The 15,136-nt window shown below is 28.2% G+C and carries 15 protein-coding genes and 1 other annotated feature; of the genes, 11 read left to right on the top strand and 4 right to left on the bottom strand.

Going from position 1 to position 15,136, the window contains the following annotated elements; genetic code table 11:
• Positions 1–32 precede the first annotated feature (32 nt).
• From ACRDDY_RS06270 to ACRDDY_RS06280, 3 genes are read left to right on the top strand one after another with little or no spacing between them, the layout of a single operon-like run.
• Complete coding sequence (locus ACRDDY_RS06270; RefSeq protein WP_438564116.1) at positions 33–821, top strand: electron transfer flavoprotein subunit beta/FixA family protein; 789 nt, start codon at positions 33–35, stop codon at positions 819–821.
• Between the two features lie 11 nt (positions 822–832).
• The gene (locus tag ACRDDY_RS06275) at positions 833–1,840 is read left to right on the top strand and encodes an electron transfer flavoprotein subunit alpha/FixB family protein (protein WP_438564117.1); all 1,008 of its coding nucleotides are present in this window, start codon (positions 833–835) and stop codon (positions 1,838–1,840) included.
• Between the two features lie 2 nt (positions 1,841–1,842).
• Positions 1,843–3,243 carry an FAD-binding oxidoreductase gene (locus ACRDDY_RS06280; RefSeq protein ID WP_438564118.1) on the top strand — a complete coding sequence of 467 codons (1,401 nt, stop codon included), beginning with the start codon at positions 1,843–1,845 and terminating at the stop codon, positions 3,241–3,243.
• A gap of 17 nt (positions 3,244–3,260) precedes the next feature.
• Here ACRDDY_RS06280 and ACRDDY_RS06285 read toward each other — a convergent pair whose 3' ends face one another.
• Complete coding sequence (locus ACRDDY_RS06285) at positions 3,261–4,964, bottom strand: cell shape-determining protein (protein ID WP_438564119.1); 1,704 nt, start codon at positions 4,962–4,964, stop codon at positions 3,261–3,263.
• A 172-nt stretch (positions 4,965–5,136) separates the two neighbouring features.
• Here ACRDDY_RS06285 and ACRDDY_RS06290 point away from each other — a divergent pair, with 172 nt between their 5' ends.
• The 5 genes from ACRDDY_RS06290 to ACRDDY_RS06310 all read left to right on the top strand — a co-directional run bounded on the left by ACRDDY_RS06290 (position 5,137) and on the right by ACRDDY_RS06310 (position 8,783).
• Entirely contained in the window at positions 5,137–5,292 is a 156-nt protein-coding gene (locus ACRDDY_RS06290; protein WP_438564120.1) for a hypothetical protein, read from the top strand.
• Between the two features lie 82 nt (positions 5,293–5,374).
• Positions 5,375–5,749: a RidA family protein gene (locus ACRDDY_RS06295; RefSeq protein WP_438564121.1), complete on the top strand. Its 375-nt coding sequence runs from the start codon at positions 5,375–5,377 to the stop codon at positions 5,747–5,749.
• 205 nt (positions 5,750–5,954) lie between these two features.
• The gene (locus ACRDDY_RS06300; protein ID WP_438564122.1) at positions 5,955–6,506 is read left to right on the top strand and encodes a 5-formyltetrahydrofolate cyclo-ligase; all 552 of its coding nucleotides are present in this window, start codon (positions 5,955–5,957) and stop codon (positions 6,504–6,506) included.
• Positions 6,507–6,522: 16 nt separating this feature from the next.
• The gene (locus tag ACRDDY_RS06305) at positions 6,523–7,788 is read left to right on the top strand and encodes an O-acetylhomoserine aminocarboxypropyltransferase/cysteine synthase family protein (protein ID WP_438564123.1); all 1,266 of its coding nucleotides are present in this window, start codon (positions 6,523–6,525) and stop codon (positions 7,786–7,788) included.
• 95 nt (positions 7,789–7,883) lie between these two features.
• Positions 7,884–8,783: a hypothetical protein gene (locus ACRDDY_RS06310; protein ID WP_438564124.1), complete on the top strand. Its 900-nt coding sequence runs from the start codon at positions 7,884–7,886 to the stop codon at positions 8,781–8,783.
• A 36-nt stretch (positions 8,784–8,819) separates the two neighbouring features.
• Here the strand turns inward: ACRDDY_RS06310 and thrS are convergent, their stop codons facing one another.
• From thrS to ispF, 3 genes are all read right to left on the bottom strand, one after another.
• The gene (gene thrS, locus ACRDDY_RS06315) at positions 8,820–10,751 is read right to left on the bottom strand and encodes a threonine--tRNA ligase (RefSeq protein WP_438564125.1); all 1,932 of its coding nucleotides are present in this window, start codon (positions 10,749–10,751) and stop codon (positions 8,820–8,822) included.
• A gap of 59 nt (positions 10,752–10,810) precedes the next feature.
• Positions 10,811–11,025: a binding site (T-box leader), on the bottom strand.
• Positions 11,026–11,097: 72 nt separating this feature from the next.
• Complete coding sequence (locus ACRDDY_RS06320; protein WP_438564126.1) at positions 11,098–11,508, bottom strand: HNH endonuclease signature motif containing protein; 411 nt, start codon at positions 11,506–11,508, stop codon at positions 11,098–11,100.
• Positions 11,509–11,597: 89 nt separating this feature from the next.
• Complete coding sequence (ispF, locus tag ACRDDY_RS06325; protein WP_438564127.1) at positions 11,598–12,065, bottom strand: 2-C-methyl-D-erythritol 2,4-cyclodiphosphate synthase; 468 nt, start codon at positions 12,063–12,065, stop codon at positions 11,598–11,600.
• Positions 12,066–12,344: 279 nt separating this feature from the next.
• Here ispF and ACRDDY_RS06330 point away from each other — a divergent pair, with 279 nt between their 5' ends.
• The 3 genes from ACRDDY_RS06330 to ACRDDY_RS06340 all read left to right on the top strand — a co-directional run bounded on the left by ACRDDY_RS06330 (position 12,345) and on the right by ACRDDY_RS06340 (position 15,119).
• Positions 12,345–13,361, top strand: coding sequence for a hypothetical protein (locus tag ACRDDY_RS06330; protein WP_438564128.1), 1,017 nt, complete (start codon positions 12,345–12,347; stop codon positions 13,359–13,361).
• On the top strand, positions 13,354–14,160 hold the full coding sequence (gene rluF / locus ACRDDY_RS06335; protein WP_438564129.1) for a 23S rRNA pseudouridine(2604) synthase RluF: 807 nt from the start codon (positions 13,354–13,356) through the stop codon (positions 14,158–14,160). The genes ACRDDY_RS06330 and rluF overlap by 8 nt, the downstream gene beginning before the upstream one ends.
• 245 nt (positions 14,161–14,405) lie before the next feature.
• Positions 14,406–15,119 carry a DUF3298 and DUF4163 domain-containing protein gene (locus tag ACRDDY_RS06340; RefSeq protein ID WP_438564130.1) on the top strand — a complete coding sequence of 238 codons (714 nt, stop codon included), beginning with the start codon at positions 14,406–14,408 and terminating at the stop codon, positions 15,117–15,119.
• The last annotated feature ends 17 nt before the right edge of the window (positions 15,120–15,136 follow it).

Here is a 15,136-nt window from a genome sequence, read left to right on the forward strand (position 1 = left end):
AAAAGTGAACAAGAGATTAGGAGGATAATACTTTGAAAATAGCAGTATGTATAAAACAAGTACCAAGTAGTGAAAATGTTAAAGTTGATACTGAAAAAGGTATTTTAATTAGAGATAATTTAGAAAGCAAAATGAATCCATTAGACCTTAATGCATTAGAGGCAGGGATTAATATAAAAGAAAATTTAGGTGGAGAACTTTCAGTAATAACAATGGGACCACCACAAGCAAAAGACATAATAAAAGAAGCTTATGGAATGGGAGCAGATAAAGGATATCTTTTATCAGATAGAAAGTTTGCAGGAGCTGACGTTTTAGCAACAAGTCATACACTTGCAGAAGGTATTAAAAAAATGGGAGAGATTGATTTAATACTTTGTGGAAAATTAACAGTAGATGGAGATACAGCACAAGTAGGGCCAACGCTTGCAACTATGCTAAAAATTCCACATGTTATAGCTGTCAAAAAAATAATCGAAGCTACTGATAAAAAAGTAGTTGTTGAAAGAGAAAAAGATAACGGAACTGAAATTGTGGAAATAGCATTACCTTGTCTTTTAACTATAGATAAGGAAGCATCATTACCTAGACTTCCTTCATATTTAAAGATGAAAGCTAGTCGTGATAGAGAAATAGAAGTTTTCACTATGAATGAATTAGAGGATAAAAATGAAGAGAACTATGGATTAGAAGGTTCTCCAACAAAGGTTAATAAGATTTTTAATTCAGTTACTGAAAAAGAAAAAGAATTATGGACAGGCGTAGGTGAAGAGCTTGGAGATAAATTTTCAAATAAGTTAAAAGAATTAAAATTTATTTAGGAGAGTAAGAAATGAGTAAGATAGATAAAAGCCTTTGGAAAGGCATATTAGTATATGTTGATTATTTAGAAGATAAAATACATCCAGTAACTTTTGAACTTATAGGAAAAGGAAGAGAACTTGCAGATAAGTTAAATGAAAAGTTATACTGTTTAATGATAGGAAATGATTTAAAAGAAAAAAGCGAAGAGTTACTTCATTATGGAGTAGACGAAGTTCATGTTTATGATAATAAAGAATTAGAAAGCTTTAAAATAGAAAATTATGAAAATGCAGCAGTAGATGTTATTGAAAAATTAAAGCCTTCAATAATACTAACACCTGCAACAGCAGTTGGATTATCTTTAGCACCAACAATTGCATCAAAATTTAAAACAGGATTAACAGCAAACTGTACTATTCTTAACATAAATGATGAGGGAGATTTAGTTCAAACTAGACCTGCTTTTGGTGGAAATATAATGGCGGACATGCTAACACCAAACCATAGACCGCAAATGGTAACAGTAAGATATAAAGCTTTAACTGCTATGGAAAGAAAAGAAGAGAAGTATGGTGAGATTTATAACCATGAACTTACGAGTTATGACTCAAAAATAAAAGTTTTAGATGTTAAAAAAGAAGATAATGAAAATGACTTAACTGAAGCTGATGTTATAATTGTAGCAGGTAGAGGTGTTAGAAACGAAGAAGATATGAAAATGATATATGAACTTGCAGAACTTTTAGGTGGGCAAGTTGGTGTAACAAGACCTTTAATAGAAAAAGGATGGGCAGAAGAAAAACTACAAATTGGTATAAGCGGAAGAATGGTTAGACCAAATCTTATAATAACTTGTGGAATATCAGGAGATGTTCAATTCTCAGCAGGAATAGATAAATCAAAATACATCTTTGCTATAAATAATGATAAAGATGCACCTATATTTGATATTGCAAATTACGGAATAGTAGGAGACCTATATGAGGTTTTACCTAAATTAATAGAAAATATAAAAAATGAAAAAGAGGAAAAATAATTATGGAATATAAAGTTATTGATATAAATGATATACAAGCTTTAAAAGATATAATAAATGATGAAAAAAGAATTTTCTTAGAAGGAAATATAAGAGAAGAATATAGCCACGATGAGTTATGTGGAATACAAGCATATCCAGAAGTTGTACTTAAAATAAATACAACAGAGGAAGTTTCAAAAGTTATGAAATATGCTTATGAAAATAATATTCCAGTAACACCAAGAGGAACAGGAACAGGATTAGTTGGAGCAGCAGTTCCTATATATAAAGGAATTTTATTAGATATGTCTACAATGAATAAGATTATTGAGATAGATGAAGAAAACTTAACTGTAACAGTTGAAACTGGAGTTTTATTAATGGATTTAACTAAAGCAGTTGAAGATAATAATCTTTTTTATCCACCAGACCCAGGAGAAAAAACAGCAACAATAGGTGGAAATATTGCAACTAATGCAGGTGGAATGAGAGCGGTTAAATATGGAGTTACAAGAGACTATGTAAGAGGTCTTGAAGTTGTAATGCCAAATGGTGAAATTGTAGAACTTGGAGGAAAAGTAGTTAAAAATAGTACTGGTTATTCATTAAAAGATTTAATGATAGGTTCAGAAGGAACACTTGGAATCATAACTAAAGCTATATTAAAATTACTTCCACTACCAGTAAAAACAATAAGTCTTTTAGTACCATTCCCAGACTTAGAAAAAGCAATAGGAACAGTTCCTAAAATAATAAAATCAAGAACTATTCCAACAGCTATAGAATTTATGCAAAGAGCAGCAATAACTGCATCAGAAGAATTTTTAGGAAAGAAATTCCCAGATAGTAAATCAGATGCATATTTAATTCTTTCTTTTGATGGAACTACAAAAGAAGAGATAGAGAAAAACTATGAAGAAGCAGCAGAAATTTGTTTAGCAGAAGGTGCAATAGATGTATTAGTATCAAACACAGCAGAAAGAAATGCATCAATTTGGTCAGCTAGAGGAGCTTTTTTAGAAGCTATAAAAGCATCAACAACTCAAATGGATGAAGTTGATGTAGTTGTTCCAAGAAATAGAATTGCAGAGTTTGTAGGTTACACTCATGAATTAGAAAAGAAATATGATATAAGAATAAGATCATTTGGTCATGCAGGTGATGGAAATCTTCACATTTATATTTTAAGAGATGAATTAAATGAAGAAGAATGGGAAAAAAGAATGAGAAGTGCTATGAATGATATGTATAAAATGGCTAAAGAAATGAAAGGTCAAGTATCAGGAGAGCATGGAATTGGATATGATAAAATAGACTTTATGAGAGATTCAATTGGAGAGGCAAGCTATTTAGCTATGAAAGGCATAAAAATGGCATTAGATCCAAAAGGAATCTTAAATCCAGGAAAAGTAGTTAGATAATAAATGAAAAGATCAACCTATTCAGGTTGATCTTTTTTTACTTCTAATTTTGCATTAGGAGTTAATGTTTCATTTAAGAAGCCATTAACAAGCATATATCTATTGTCTCCAATATTAATGTAATTTATCTTAACTTTATCACCAACATCACTTATAGCAACATCTTTAGAAGTTGAAGTTGGAACAGAGAAGACTTTATCAGAGTTATTAAGTTTTACTTCATAAGTACTATTTCCATTTGAAACTACTAAGCCTATTCTAGAAATATCACCAGAAATTGTTGAGTGATTTTTATCACTACCTTGTAAACTCATATTATTATTAGATATATCTTCAAGATAAGAGTTTAAAGTTTGTTGTAGAGTAGTTCCTACAGCAACAATACTATAATTCTTAACATTAACCATAGCATATTGTTTTACAAGTCCTGTATTATCTTGTAATGTCATAAAATATGTTGGTTGATTTTGAATATTAATTAAATATGGGAAAGTAGCTTTATATCCAAACTGTTGAACTTTACCTTCAGCAGACTGCATAGCAGCATTTTCAGTAGCACCAGAAGTTTTATACATTATAGTTTTTCCAGTTCTAGTATTAGTTAAAGTAAATCCAACTAAACTTTGGTCAGAACCTACAGATGTAAGACCAGTATAGAAATAACATTCTCCATCATTGTAAATCATGCTCATTCCATCAGTTGTTTTTAATTTATCTCTACCACTAAAGTTAAAGATACCATGAACTAATTCTCCCCATTTATTTAAATGTCTAACAATAATACTCTTAGGTTGAATTCTATCTACCCATGCTGGAGTATCTTGAACATTATAAATTTTAGTTTCACCAGTTTCAGCATTAATAATTTCAGTACCAATAACTTTTTGTTCATCAATACCAATAGCAGCTGTGTATCTAGTAACAACCCAGTAAGGAACACCTTGATCATTAAGTTCAAAGGTAAAATCCATATGACCACAAGTTGGATCTTTAAGATATGCCCATCTTTGAATACTATCTAAAATATATCCTGATTGAAGATATTTTAATTTAAGTGGCTTTCCATTAATTTCTGTTACAAGTTTAGTATCATTAGGATTTGTAGCACTAACTACTACATAACCTGGAGTACCATCATTAAATAACCATTTAATAAATGATGATGGTTCTAATGCACCAACATAAACTAATTTTCCATTAACACTTTGAAGAGTCATTGTACCAACAGTTACTTGACTTCCGAGTCCTTGAATACTACCAAGTTTCTTATCAGCTAAAGTTTGTGCTAAAGCTTGATTAACAACAGGTAATTGATTTAAATCAACAGGTTGAATCTGATCAGAAAAGTTAACTTCTGAAACAGGACCTATTAAATTCCTTTGTGCTTTAGTTGAAATTAATGGACTAAATATAATTACAAGAATAAAATAAAAAATTAAAAGTCCAACACCAGTAAAAATATATTTTTTATTTAGTCTAATAACTCCATAAATAATTGAAGAAACAATAACGGGAAATAAAAATGTAAAAAGACCTAATCTAATGTTTAGAATAAAGTCATTATTTAAAGCTAAAATAAGCCAATAGATAATACATATAGGAATAAGTAATTTTAAAAATCCGCTAAATTTTGCCTTCTTAGGTTCAGATACTACATTTTTTCCAAACTTTTGTCTTAAAAGCATGATAATATCTGAAATATCAAATTTATTATTATTCATATAAACCTCCTTATAAAGAATGAATACATTAATTCTAATAATAAATATAAAAGTGATAGTTAACAAAAAAGAAATATTTTGTTAAATTTTAAAAATTTGGAATAAGATGAATAAAATGAGCAATAAGATTAATAATATAAGAAAGGAAGAAAAGCTAGGAGGAAAAGTGAAGATGACAGAAAAAATATTAAATCTTATAGAAGAATATAAAGGAACGCAAGAATGTTTAGAAGAAGGATTAAAAGAATTACCAGATAATTATGGGGCTAAAGCAAAGATAGAACTTTTAAGTATGGTAATATTAGATTTAGAAGAATCAATTAAATAGACAAAATTTGACTAACAAAAATAATCCTTTTATAATTAATTATGAAAGTATATAAATAATGGTATTCATGGGAGGAAGTAAAATGTTAGAAAAAATAAATACTAAAAAAGCACCTAAAGCGATAGGTCCGTATTCACAAGCAATTAAAGTTAATAATATGTTATTTACATCAGGACAAATTCCACTAGACCCAGAAACTATGGAAATAGTAGGAGTAGGCGTTAAAGAGCAAGCAGAGAGAGTTATGCAAAATTTAAACGCAGTTTTAGAAGAAGCAGGAGTAAACTTTGATCATGTTGTAAAAACAACTTGTTTCTTAAAAGACATGGCAGATTTTGCAGCATTTAATGAAGTATATTCAAAATATATAAAGAATGCTCCAGCAAGATCATGTGTGGCTGTAAAAGAGTTACCAAAAGCTGTTTTATGTGAAGTAGAAGTAATAGCATATTTATAAAATAGTTATATCTATAAATTTAATTTAATTACTATATAAAAGAAGCCTATGGGCTTCTTTTTTATTGTAAAAAGTGATTATGAAATAGATATAGAAATAATACATTAATTTGGAAAAAATATATAATAATGTTAAAAAATAAAAGGAAGTATGATATAGTATAGAGAGGACACATATACTATATTTGAAGGAATGGTGATGTTGTTTGAATAAGAATGAATTAAGAAAAAGTATGTTAGATAGACGTAATTTAATAGATGAAAAAGAAAAAGCTATTTTAGATAAGAAAATAATGGCGGCTTTTTTTAGTTTAGATGAATATAAGAAGGCAGAAAATATCTGTATTTATGTAAATTATGGTTCTGAGATAAATACTAAAAGTATTATTGAAAGAACTTTAAGAGATAAAAAAGAAGTATTTGTGCCAAAAATGAAAAAGGCGAGAAAAATGGATTTTATAAAAATAAATTCTTTAGAGGATTTAGAAAAAAATAAAATAGGAATTTTAGAGCCTAAAGAGAACTTTAATGAAAAAGTAGATAAAATAGAAATTTTAGTTCTTCCAGGACTAGCTTTTGATATTCATGGAGGAAGGCTTGGATATGGTGGCGGATATTATGATAGATATTTAAATGATATAAATGCAAAGAAAATTGCTTTAGCTTATGAACTTCAAATTATAAAAAAAGTACCAATGGAAGACCATGATGTAAGATATGATTATTTATTAAGTGAGAAGAGAGTAATTGAGAATTAAAAAAGGGAGAGGTTAGATGAAAAAAGGAACTGTGTGTATACAAGGAGGATATAAACCAAAAGTTGGAGAAGCAAGGGTTTTGCCAATATATCAAAGTACAACTTATAAATATGATGATCCAGATCATTTAGAAAAGCTATTTAATCTAGAGGTAGGCGGACATTTATATAGTAGAATTTCAAATCCAACTGTAGAGGCATTAGAGAAAAAATATGCAGAACTTGAAGGTGGAGTAGGAGCAGTTGCAACATCATCAGGGCAAGCTGCTATTTTAAACGCTATTTTAAATATATGTAAGGCTGGAGATAACATAATTTCTGCATGTACTTTATATGGTGGAACAGTAAATTTATTTACTGTACATTTAAAAAACATGGGAATTGAAGTGAGATTTATAGACCCAGAAGATAGTGAAGAAGAAATTATAAAAATAGCTGATAAAAATACAAAATTGATCTATGGAGAAACTATAGGAAATCCAAGTCTTAATATATTAGATTTAGAAAAGTTCTCTAAAATAGCTAAAAAAATTGGTGTTCCATTAGCTGTAGATAATACAGTAGCAACACCAATGCATTGTAATCCAATAGAATATGGAGCAAATATAGTTATTCATTCAACAACTAAATATTCAGAAGGACATGCACAGGCAATTGGAGGAATAGTTGTCGATGGTGGAAATTTTAACTGGGATAATGGGAAATTCAAAGACTTAGTAAATGGTGATCCAAGCTATCATGGAATGAAATATGTTGAAACCTTCAAAGAACAAGCGTATAGCGTAAAATTAAGAGTAACTCTTATACGTGATTTAGGAAATATAATAAGTCCTTTTAATGCTTATTTAACAAATTTAGGATTAGAAACTTTGCATTTAAGAATGGAGAGACATTCAAAAAATGCATTAGAACTTGCTAAATGGTTAGAAAAAAATCAAAAGGTAAGCTTTGTTAATTATCCATTTCTAGAAGAAAATAATGAATATAAAAAAGCTAAAAAATTTCTTAAAGATGGTGCAAGTGGAATATTAAACTTTGGAATAAAGGGTGGAGTTAATGAAGCAAAAGCATTTATGAAAGGATTAAAATTAACAGCGTTAGTTGTGCATTTAGGTGATGCTAGAACTTCAATTTTACATCCATCAACAACAACGCATAATCAGTTAGATGAAAAAGCTCAAATTGAAAGTGGAGTAACAAAAGATATGCTTAGAGTATCTGTGGGTATAGAGGATATAAGGGATATAATAGAGGATTTTAAAGAAGCATTTAAAAATATTTAGATATACATTGAAAAAATGAATTTTTAAATTATATATATAAATTAAAATATTATGATAATAAAAAAGGGTGTTTATGAGGAAAGGATGGGTTTTATATGGAAGATGTATCTAGAAAACTTGAAGTTATGTTATCTAAGCTTCAAAAAATGAATATAAATATGTTAGGTTTATGGTTCCCAAGTTTAGATAAAGAGGAAATATTAAGGGCACTTAGAGAGTCAAATAAATTTAAGTTTGAAGGGGATTATGTAAGAATTAAAACTTATGAAGAGATTTATGAGGAAGAACTTAAAAAGAAATTAGAAGATATAGAAATAGTTGAATTGCATGAAGAAGAGAAAAAAGCAAGAGAAGAAGTGAAAGAAGCAGCCGCTGCAACTATGGAAGTAGAAGAAGCTCCAATAGTTAGGGAACCTATTATAAATAGAGAAGAAAATATAAAAAGAGAATCTAAAGCTAAGAAAATAAACTTTGGAAAAGAAGTTATTATTCAAGAAAAGCCATTTGATATTAAAAAGTTAAATGGCGCTGAAATTGAATATGAAGATATGATTAGAATGATAGAAGAGTATAATGAAAATGTTAAATTTAGATTAGAAAAGTTTGATGGAAATTCATTTGAAGCTAAAACAAAAGCAATTGTAGAGTTTTATGAGAAAAAGTATATTTTAGAAGAAGAGGAAATAGATGAGGATAGCTTACAGATTGCTATGTATTCTTTAACTAATAAAAAGAAGAGGTTAGAAGCTGGGTATATAGTAGTTAGTAATGTTCTAGATGAAAAAATAGTGGAATATATGAGTGATAATTACTCAGATGAAGTAATTTATTTTTGTCCTATTGAAGGAACAACACAAGAATTTGAATTTGATTTAAATGAGTTCTTTGTAAAAGATACGAAAAAGATATTTCTTAAATATTTAAAGAAATGTGTAGTAACAGAAGAAGTTGACATAAATATCAAGAGGGTAGAAATAACTACAGGAATAAATTAATAAATAAAGGCTATGCAAAATGCATAGCCTTTAAAATTATAATTCTTTAGTTGAAACTTCGTTTAATATTCTAGCTTTGAAATCTTCAAAGTTTATTGAACCTTCATCACCATTTTTTCTGCTTCTAACAGCTACTGATTTATCAGATTCTTCTTTTTCACCAACAACAATAATATATGGTAATCTTTCAAGTCTAGCTTCTCTTATTTTGTAACCAATTTTTTCAGCTCTGAAGTCACCTTCAACTCTGATACCGCTATTTCTTAAGTTTGACATAACTTCGTTTGCATAGTCATTGTACTTATCAGAAATAGGAAGAACTTTAACTTGAACTGGTGAAAGCCAAGTTGGAAGCGCTCCAGCATATTTTTCAATAAGCATTGCAAGAGTTCTTTCATAACATCCAATTGATGATCTGTGAATGATATATGGTAATTGTTTATCTCCATTTTTATCAATGTAAGTCATACCAAATCTTTCAGCAAGAGCAAAGTCAATTTGAACAGTTATTATAGTATCTTCTTTACCATGAACGTTCTTGAATTGGATATCAAGTTTTGGTCCATAGAATGCAGCTTCATCAGTAGCTTCAACGTAATCTATCTCTAAGTGATCTAATATAGTTTTCATTATAACTTGAGTTTCTTCCCAAGCTTTAGCATTGTCGATATATTTAGCTCTGTTGTTTGGATCCCATTTAGAGAATCTGTAAGTAATATCATCAGCAATTCCTAAAGTTGTCATAACATATTTAATTAAATCAACTACACCTTTGAATTCATCTTCAAGTTGCTCTGGAGTAACTACTAAATGTCCATCAGCTAAAGTAAATTGTCTAACTCTTATAAGTCCGTGCATTTCTCCTGAACTTTCATTTCTGAAAAGAGTAGAAGTTTCAGCATATCTTATAGGTAAATCTCTATAACTATGTTGTTCAGCATTATAAATAGTATATTGGAATGGGCAAGTCATAGGTCTTAAAGCAAAAACTTCGCTATCTTTTTCTTCATCACCTAAAACAAACATACCTTCTTTGTAGTGATCCCAGTGTCCTGATACTTTGTAAAGATCACTTTTAGCCATTAATGGAGTTTTAGTTAAAACATATCCACGTCTTTCTTCTTCATCTTCGATCCATCTTTGAAGAAGTTGAACAACTTTAGCTCCTTTAGGCATTAATAATGGAAGTCCTTGACCAACTTTTTCATCAGTCATAAATAATTTTAATTCTCTTCCAAGTTTGTTATGGTCTCTTTTCTTAGCTTCTTCTACAGCTTCTAAGTACTCTTCTAAATCTTTAGCTTTTAAGAAGGCAGTTCCGTAAATTCTTGAAAGCATTTTATTATTTTCATTACCTTTCCAGTAAGCACCAGCACTTCTAAGAAGTTTGATAGCTTTCATAGGTTTTAATGACATTACATGTGGTCCTGCACAAAGGTCAGTAAAATCACCAATTGAATAGAATGAAATAATTTCATCTTCAGGTAATTCATTTATAAGTTCAACCTTGTAAGGCTCATCTTTCATAAGTTCTAAAGCTTCATTTCTTGGAAGTTCAAATCTTTTAATTTCAGGGTTTTCTTTAACTATTTTTTTCATTTCTGATTCTATTTTAACTAAATCCTCAGCAGAGAAAGCAGTATCTTTATCAAAATCATAGTAGAATCCATTTTCAATAGCAGGTCCGATTGCTATTTTTGTATCAGGGAAAAGTCTTTTAACAGCATAAGCTAATACGTGTGATGCTGTATGTCTTAAAGCATCTTTTCCTTCTTGAGAATCAAATGTAAATATTGAAACCTCTGCATCCTCATTTAAAACATATCTAAGGTCAACAACCTTATTATTAACCATTGCACAAAGTGCATTTCTAGCTAAACCTTCACTAATTCCTTTAGCAATATCAAGCATTGAAACTCCAGCTTGGAATTCTTTTACTGAACCGTCTTTTAAAGTAACTTTTATCATAATTAAATCTCCTCTCTTAATTGAATTTCAAAATAAAAAAACTCCGTCTCTATATTAAATATAGAGGCGAAGTAATATCCGTGGTTCCACTCTAGTTATTTATACATGAAAGTATAAATCTCTTAAATTTATCGTAACGTGATAAGGACGGACTGTATTAAAGTCGCTCGGAGGTAGTTTTCTGTTAATCTCAAGTAAAAATACTTTCAGCTACTGCATTTTCTCTCTGGAAGTGAGGTATATATAACATACTCTGTCTCGTCATTGCGTTAATTATTGATTTATTCTTATTATAGAAACTTCATTTCTACCTGTCAATACATGAAATGTAAATATATATGAAATATTATAGCTTATATATTTCAGATTGAAGGTTTTCAAGCTCTAAAGACTGTAATAAATCTTCAGGATAGTAAGAATTCCCCATAAGACTAAAAATGATATGATTCCTCTTATAGCCTTCTTTATAGAGTTTTAAGTTTTTAGTAAGTCTCTTAATTATATTTTTAGATGCACCTAAAATAGTCATAAGTTCTTTTGTAGAATAAAAAGACTTAGTTAAAAGTGCATATAATTTTTTTTGTAAATCTATTTTATATTCAATATCTTTTTCAAGATTTTGATGAGGTCCATTTTTACCTCTATGATGTTCATGACATAAATACATATAATTTATATCAAGTTCAAACCCACCTTCAGAGCGATGGACTATATGATGTATATCTGCAGGTTTATTACATACTTGGCAAAAATACAAGATTATACCCCCTTTATTATAAAATTATAAGTGTATAACTTTATAGAGAATATTATAATCCAATAAAAGGAAGTAAGCAAATGAACAATTTATAAAAGTAAACAAATTGCTTGAGATGAAATTCCAAGCTCTTCACCTGTAAATCCAAGCTTTTCTTCTGTAGTTGCTTTTATATTTATTTGGCTTATATCAATATTTAAGGCTTTTGAAATATTCTCTCTCATAAGACTAATATGTGGAGCCATTTTAGGTTTTTGTGCAATAATAGTAGAATCAATGTTACCAATTGTAAAATTATTATTTTTTAAAAGTAAACCAACATGTTCTAATAGTTTTATACTAGAAATCCCCTTATATTTAGGATTAGTGTCAGGAAAGTGAGTACCAATATCTCCAAGGGCTGAAGCACCTAAAAGAGCATCCATAATTGCATGGATTAAAACATCTGCATCAGAATGACCAAGAAGTCCTACTGAGTGCGGAATATTTACCCCTCCCAAAATTAAATCTCTATCTTTTACTAGACGATGAACGTCATATCCAAGTCCTATTCTCATAAAAATATCACCTCTTTAAAAAATCTTCTTTAATCTTATCATAAAATTTTCTTATAAAGAAGGAAAAGGCTGATACTTTAGTTCTTTTGTATTTAAAATCAACATATATAATATTTTTTCTTTTCATAAAAAACCTATAAAAATAATGATTTATAGTATATTATATTAAATTTGGTAGAATAATGACAATTATAGTTTTTTTATTTTGTAATTTAGTTAAAAAAAATAAAGAATTAAGGTATAATTGAGGAGAGAAAAAAGAAGTATGGGGTTTTGGGAATGGTGAAACAATTTAATAAGAACAAATATGGTTTTTCAACAGCCAGAGGGTTAGTGGAAGTTGGAGAAAAACTTGATAAAGTTCGTGGAAGTGAAATATCTTTATTAAGAAAAGAAGTATATCTATATGATGTACATATAAAAGAATTAGCAAGATTAAGACCTAGTTATAGAGAGAGAAACATAGCATTAAATATAGCATTTTATATAATAGACAATGAAGAAGTTTTAAAAAGATTTAGAGAAAAAAGAAAGTTTAGTATAAAAAGTTTATCTAGGAAAATAAGAATAAGTAAAGATTTTATAGAAAAGTGGTATGGATATATTGTCTTATATATAATTTTATTTTCTAATGAAGATTATAAAAATATACAAAACTATATTAGAGTAGAATTAAGAGAAAAATCTGAACTCAAAGAACCTGTAAATAAAGATAAAGTAAAAGGATTAGTTATAAAAAATAATAGTAAATCAGTAAATGTATTGACTAGTACAGGCGATGTAAAAAGACTTAAAAAAGAAGAAGTTTCAATTGGCTTAGAATATGAAGGGATAGAAAAAGATTTCTTTTATAAAAATAGATTTAAATTTTTAATGATATTTATTTTCATAAGTACAATAACAAGTGCTTTATTTTATCAATATAATAAGGTAGCAACAATTGTAGTTTTAGAAACTACTTTAAAAGTAAAGCTTGAAACTAATAAGTTTAATAAAGTAGTATATTCTTATTCAGGAACTGAAAAAGGAGAAAAAATGCTTACAGATTTAAAAGTTAATGGTAAATATATAGATGAAGCAATTTTAGAGATTATAGAATATGCAGATATTAATGAGATGAAGCCAGAGCATGGATATGTTATGACTATAAATGGAATAAGTATAGATGGAGAAAACTTTAAAAAAACTGGTGAATATGTCTATAAAAATAAGGTGAAAATAAATATAAATAATAATGGAACACAACTTAATCTTTATACATTAATAAAAAATCAAAAGGAAGAAGAAGATGAATAAAACTAGATATAAATATATAAATAAAAAAGCAAGAGAAAAAGAAAATAGTAGAGCAGTAACAGAGTCTGTAATAGATCACAGCGATAGACCAGAAGAAGTAAGATTAAATAAATATATTGCAGAAACAGGATATTGTTCAAGAAGAGAAGCAGATAAACTAGTAGAAGCAGGAAAAGTTTATATAGACGGAGAAAAAGCTTTAATGGGACAAAAGATAGTTCCAGGACAAGAGGTAACTATTGATGGAAAGCTTGTAACAAAAGAAGAAGAATTAGTTTATATAGCTTTAAATAAACCTGTTGGAATAACATGTACAACAGAAAAGAAGGTAAAAGGAAATATAGTTGATTTTGTAAATCATGAAAAAAGAATATATAACATTGGGAGATTAGATAAGGATTCACAAGGACTTATATTAATGACTAATGATGGAGATATAGTAAATAAGATTCTAAGAGCTGGAAATGATCATGAAAAAGAGTATATCGTTACAGTAGATAGAAAAATAACAAATGAATTTATAAGAGATATGAGTAATGGAGTTCCAATTTTAGAAACAGTAACAAAGAAATGTAAAGTTACAAAAGAAGGGGAAGATGTATTTAGAATAGTCTTAACTCAAGGATTAAATAGACAAATTAGAAGAATGTGCGAAGCTCTTGGATATAATGTAGTAAAATTACAGAGAGTAAGAGTGATGAATATAGGACTTGGCACTTTAAAAGTTGGAGAATGGAGAAACTTAACTTATAAAGAATTAAAAATATTAAATGATATGATAAAAAATTCAAGAAAATAAGAATAAAAAGTAGTCTATAGATAAATAATATCTGTGGACTATTTTTTTGTTAATGTAAATAAAAAGAAAAATAAAATAAAGAAAAAGGATACAAAGTTAAAAATTACTAACAGTGTCCACAGAGGGCTGTGGATAACTTGTGAGAAAAGTGTTGATATTTCTGTAGATAAAATAAAATTTCATGGAGAATAGGGGAAAAATGCAAAAAAATATGTAAAATAAAAGGGAAAAGGAGAAAAAAAAGAATGATTAAAAAGGCTAGTACACTTATGTTTAAAAAAATATGTATAATATTTTTATTAACATTTTCCACACAATGCTTGTGGATAACTTCGTATGCAGTAGAAAATAATGAAATAGTTGAAAAGAAAAATTATAGTTCAACAAAGTGTTTAATAATAGATATAAGTATTCCATATATTCAAGCTCATTATGGAATAATGGCAAATGAAATAATTGGAGAGAGAACAAATGGATATATAACAGAGATTTCGAAAGGGGCTGAAGAATATAAAAAAAGTGGAATGATTTGTAATATTCCATATGAAGTTATGTCAAATTATAAGATAACAAAAAATGATTCTAATTTATTGAGTTTATATATTGAATATTATCAGTTTGCAGGTGGTGCGCATGGAATGACTTATAAGAATGGATATAACATAGATAAGAAAACAGGTCAGTTGTTAAATTTAAGTGACCTTTTTAAAGAAAATTATAATTATAAAGAAAAGATAGATTTATTAATAAGAGATGAAATAAATAAAGATAAGGAAAAATATTTTGATGGAGGTGCTGATTTTAAAGGGATAGACAATAAAACTAGGTATTATTTAAAAGATAATAATTTAGTTATTTATTATGGACTTTATGAAATTGCACCATATGCATCAGGGATAATAGAGTTTAATCTAAATTTAGATAATTTTAAAGATGGACTTAAATATGATAAAATTTAAATAAAATGACTTAATGG

It is taken from the genome of Clostridium sp. (assembly GCF_051656525.1).
In the GTDB taxonomy this organism is placed as follows: Bacteria; Bacillota; Clostridia; order Clostridiales; family Clostridiaceae; genus Clostridium.

What these genes read in the sequence shown, in the direction of transcription:
- ACRDDY_RS06340 (WP_438564130.1), top strand. Translation starts at nt 14,406, where the DNA reads ATGATTAAAAAGGCTAGTACACTTATGTTTAAAAAAATATGTATAATA.
- ACRDDY_RS06285 (WP_438564119.1), bottom strand. Translation starts at nt 4,964, where the DNA reads ATGAATAATAATAAATTTGATATTTCAGATATTATCATGCTTTTAAGA.
- ACRDDY_RS06305 (WP_438564123.1), top strand. Translation starts at nt 6,523, where the DNA reads ATGAAAAAAGGAACTGTGTGTATACAAGGAGGATATAAACCAAAAGTT.
- ACRDDY_RS06330 (WP_438564128.1), top strand. Translation starts at nt 12,345, where the DNA reads ATGGTGAAACAATTTAATAAGAACAAATATGGTTTTTCAACAGCCAGA.
- ACRDDY_RS06295 (WP_438564121.1), top strand. Translation starts at nt 5,375, where the DNA reads ATGTTAGAAAAAATAAATACTAAAAAAGCACCTAAAGCGATAGGTCCG.
- rluF (WP_438564129.1), top strand. Translation starts at nt 13,354, where the DNA reads ATGAATAAAACTAGATATAAATATATAAATAAAAAAGCAAGAGAAAAA.
- ispF (WP_438564127.1), bottom strand. Translation starts at nt 12,065, where the DNA reads ATGAGAATAGGACTTGGATATGACGTTCATCGTCTAGTAAAAGATAGA.
- ACRDDY_RS06290 (WP_438564120.1), top strand. Translation starts at nt 5,137, where the DNA reads ATGACAGAAAAAATATTAAATCTTATAGAAGAATATAAAGGAACGCAA.
- ACRDDY_RS06275 (WP_438564117.1), top strand. Translation starts at nt 833, where the DNA reads ATGAGTAAGATAGATAAAAGCCTTTGGAAAGGCATATTAGTATATGTT.
- ACRDDY_RS06280 (WP_438564118.1), top strand. Translation starts at nt 1,843, where the DNA reads ATGGAATATAAAGTTATTGATATAAATGATATACAAGCTTTAAAAGAT.
- ACRDDY_RS06310 (WP_438564124.1), top strand. Translation starts at nt 7,884, where the DNA reads ATGGAAGATGTATCTAGAAAACTTGAAGTTATGTTATCTAAGCTTCAA.
- thrS (WP_438564125.1), bottom strand. Translation starts at nt 10,751, where the DNA reads ATGATAAAAGTTACTTTAAAAGACGGTTCAGTAAAAGAATTCCAAGCT.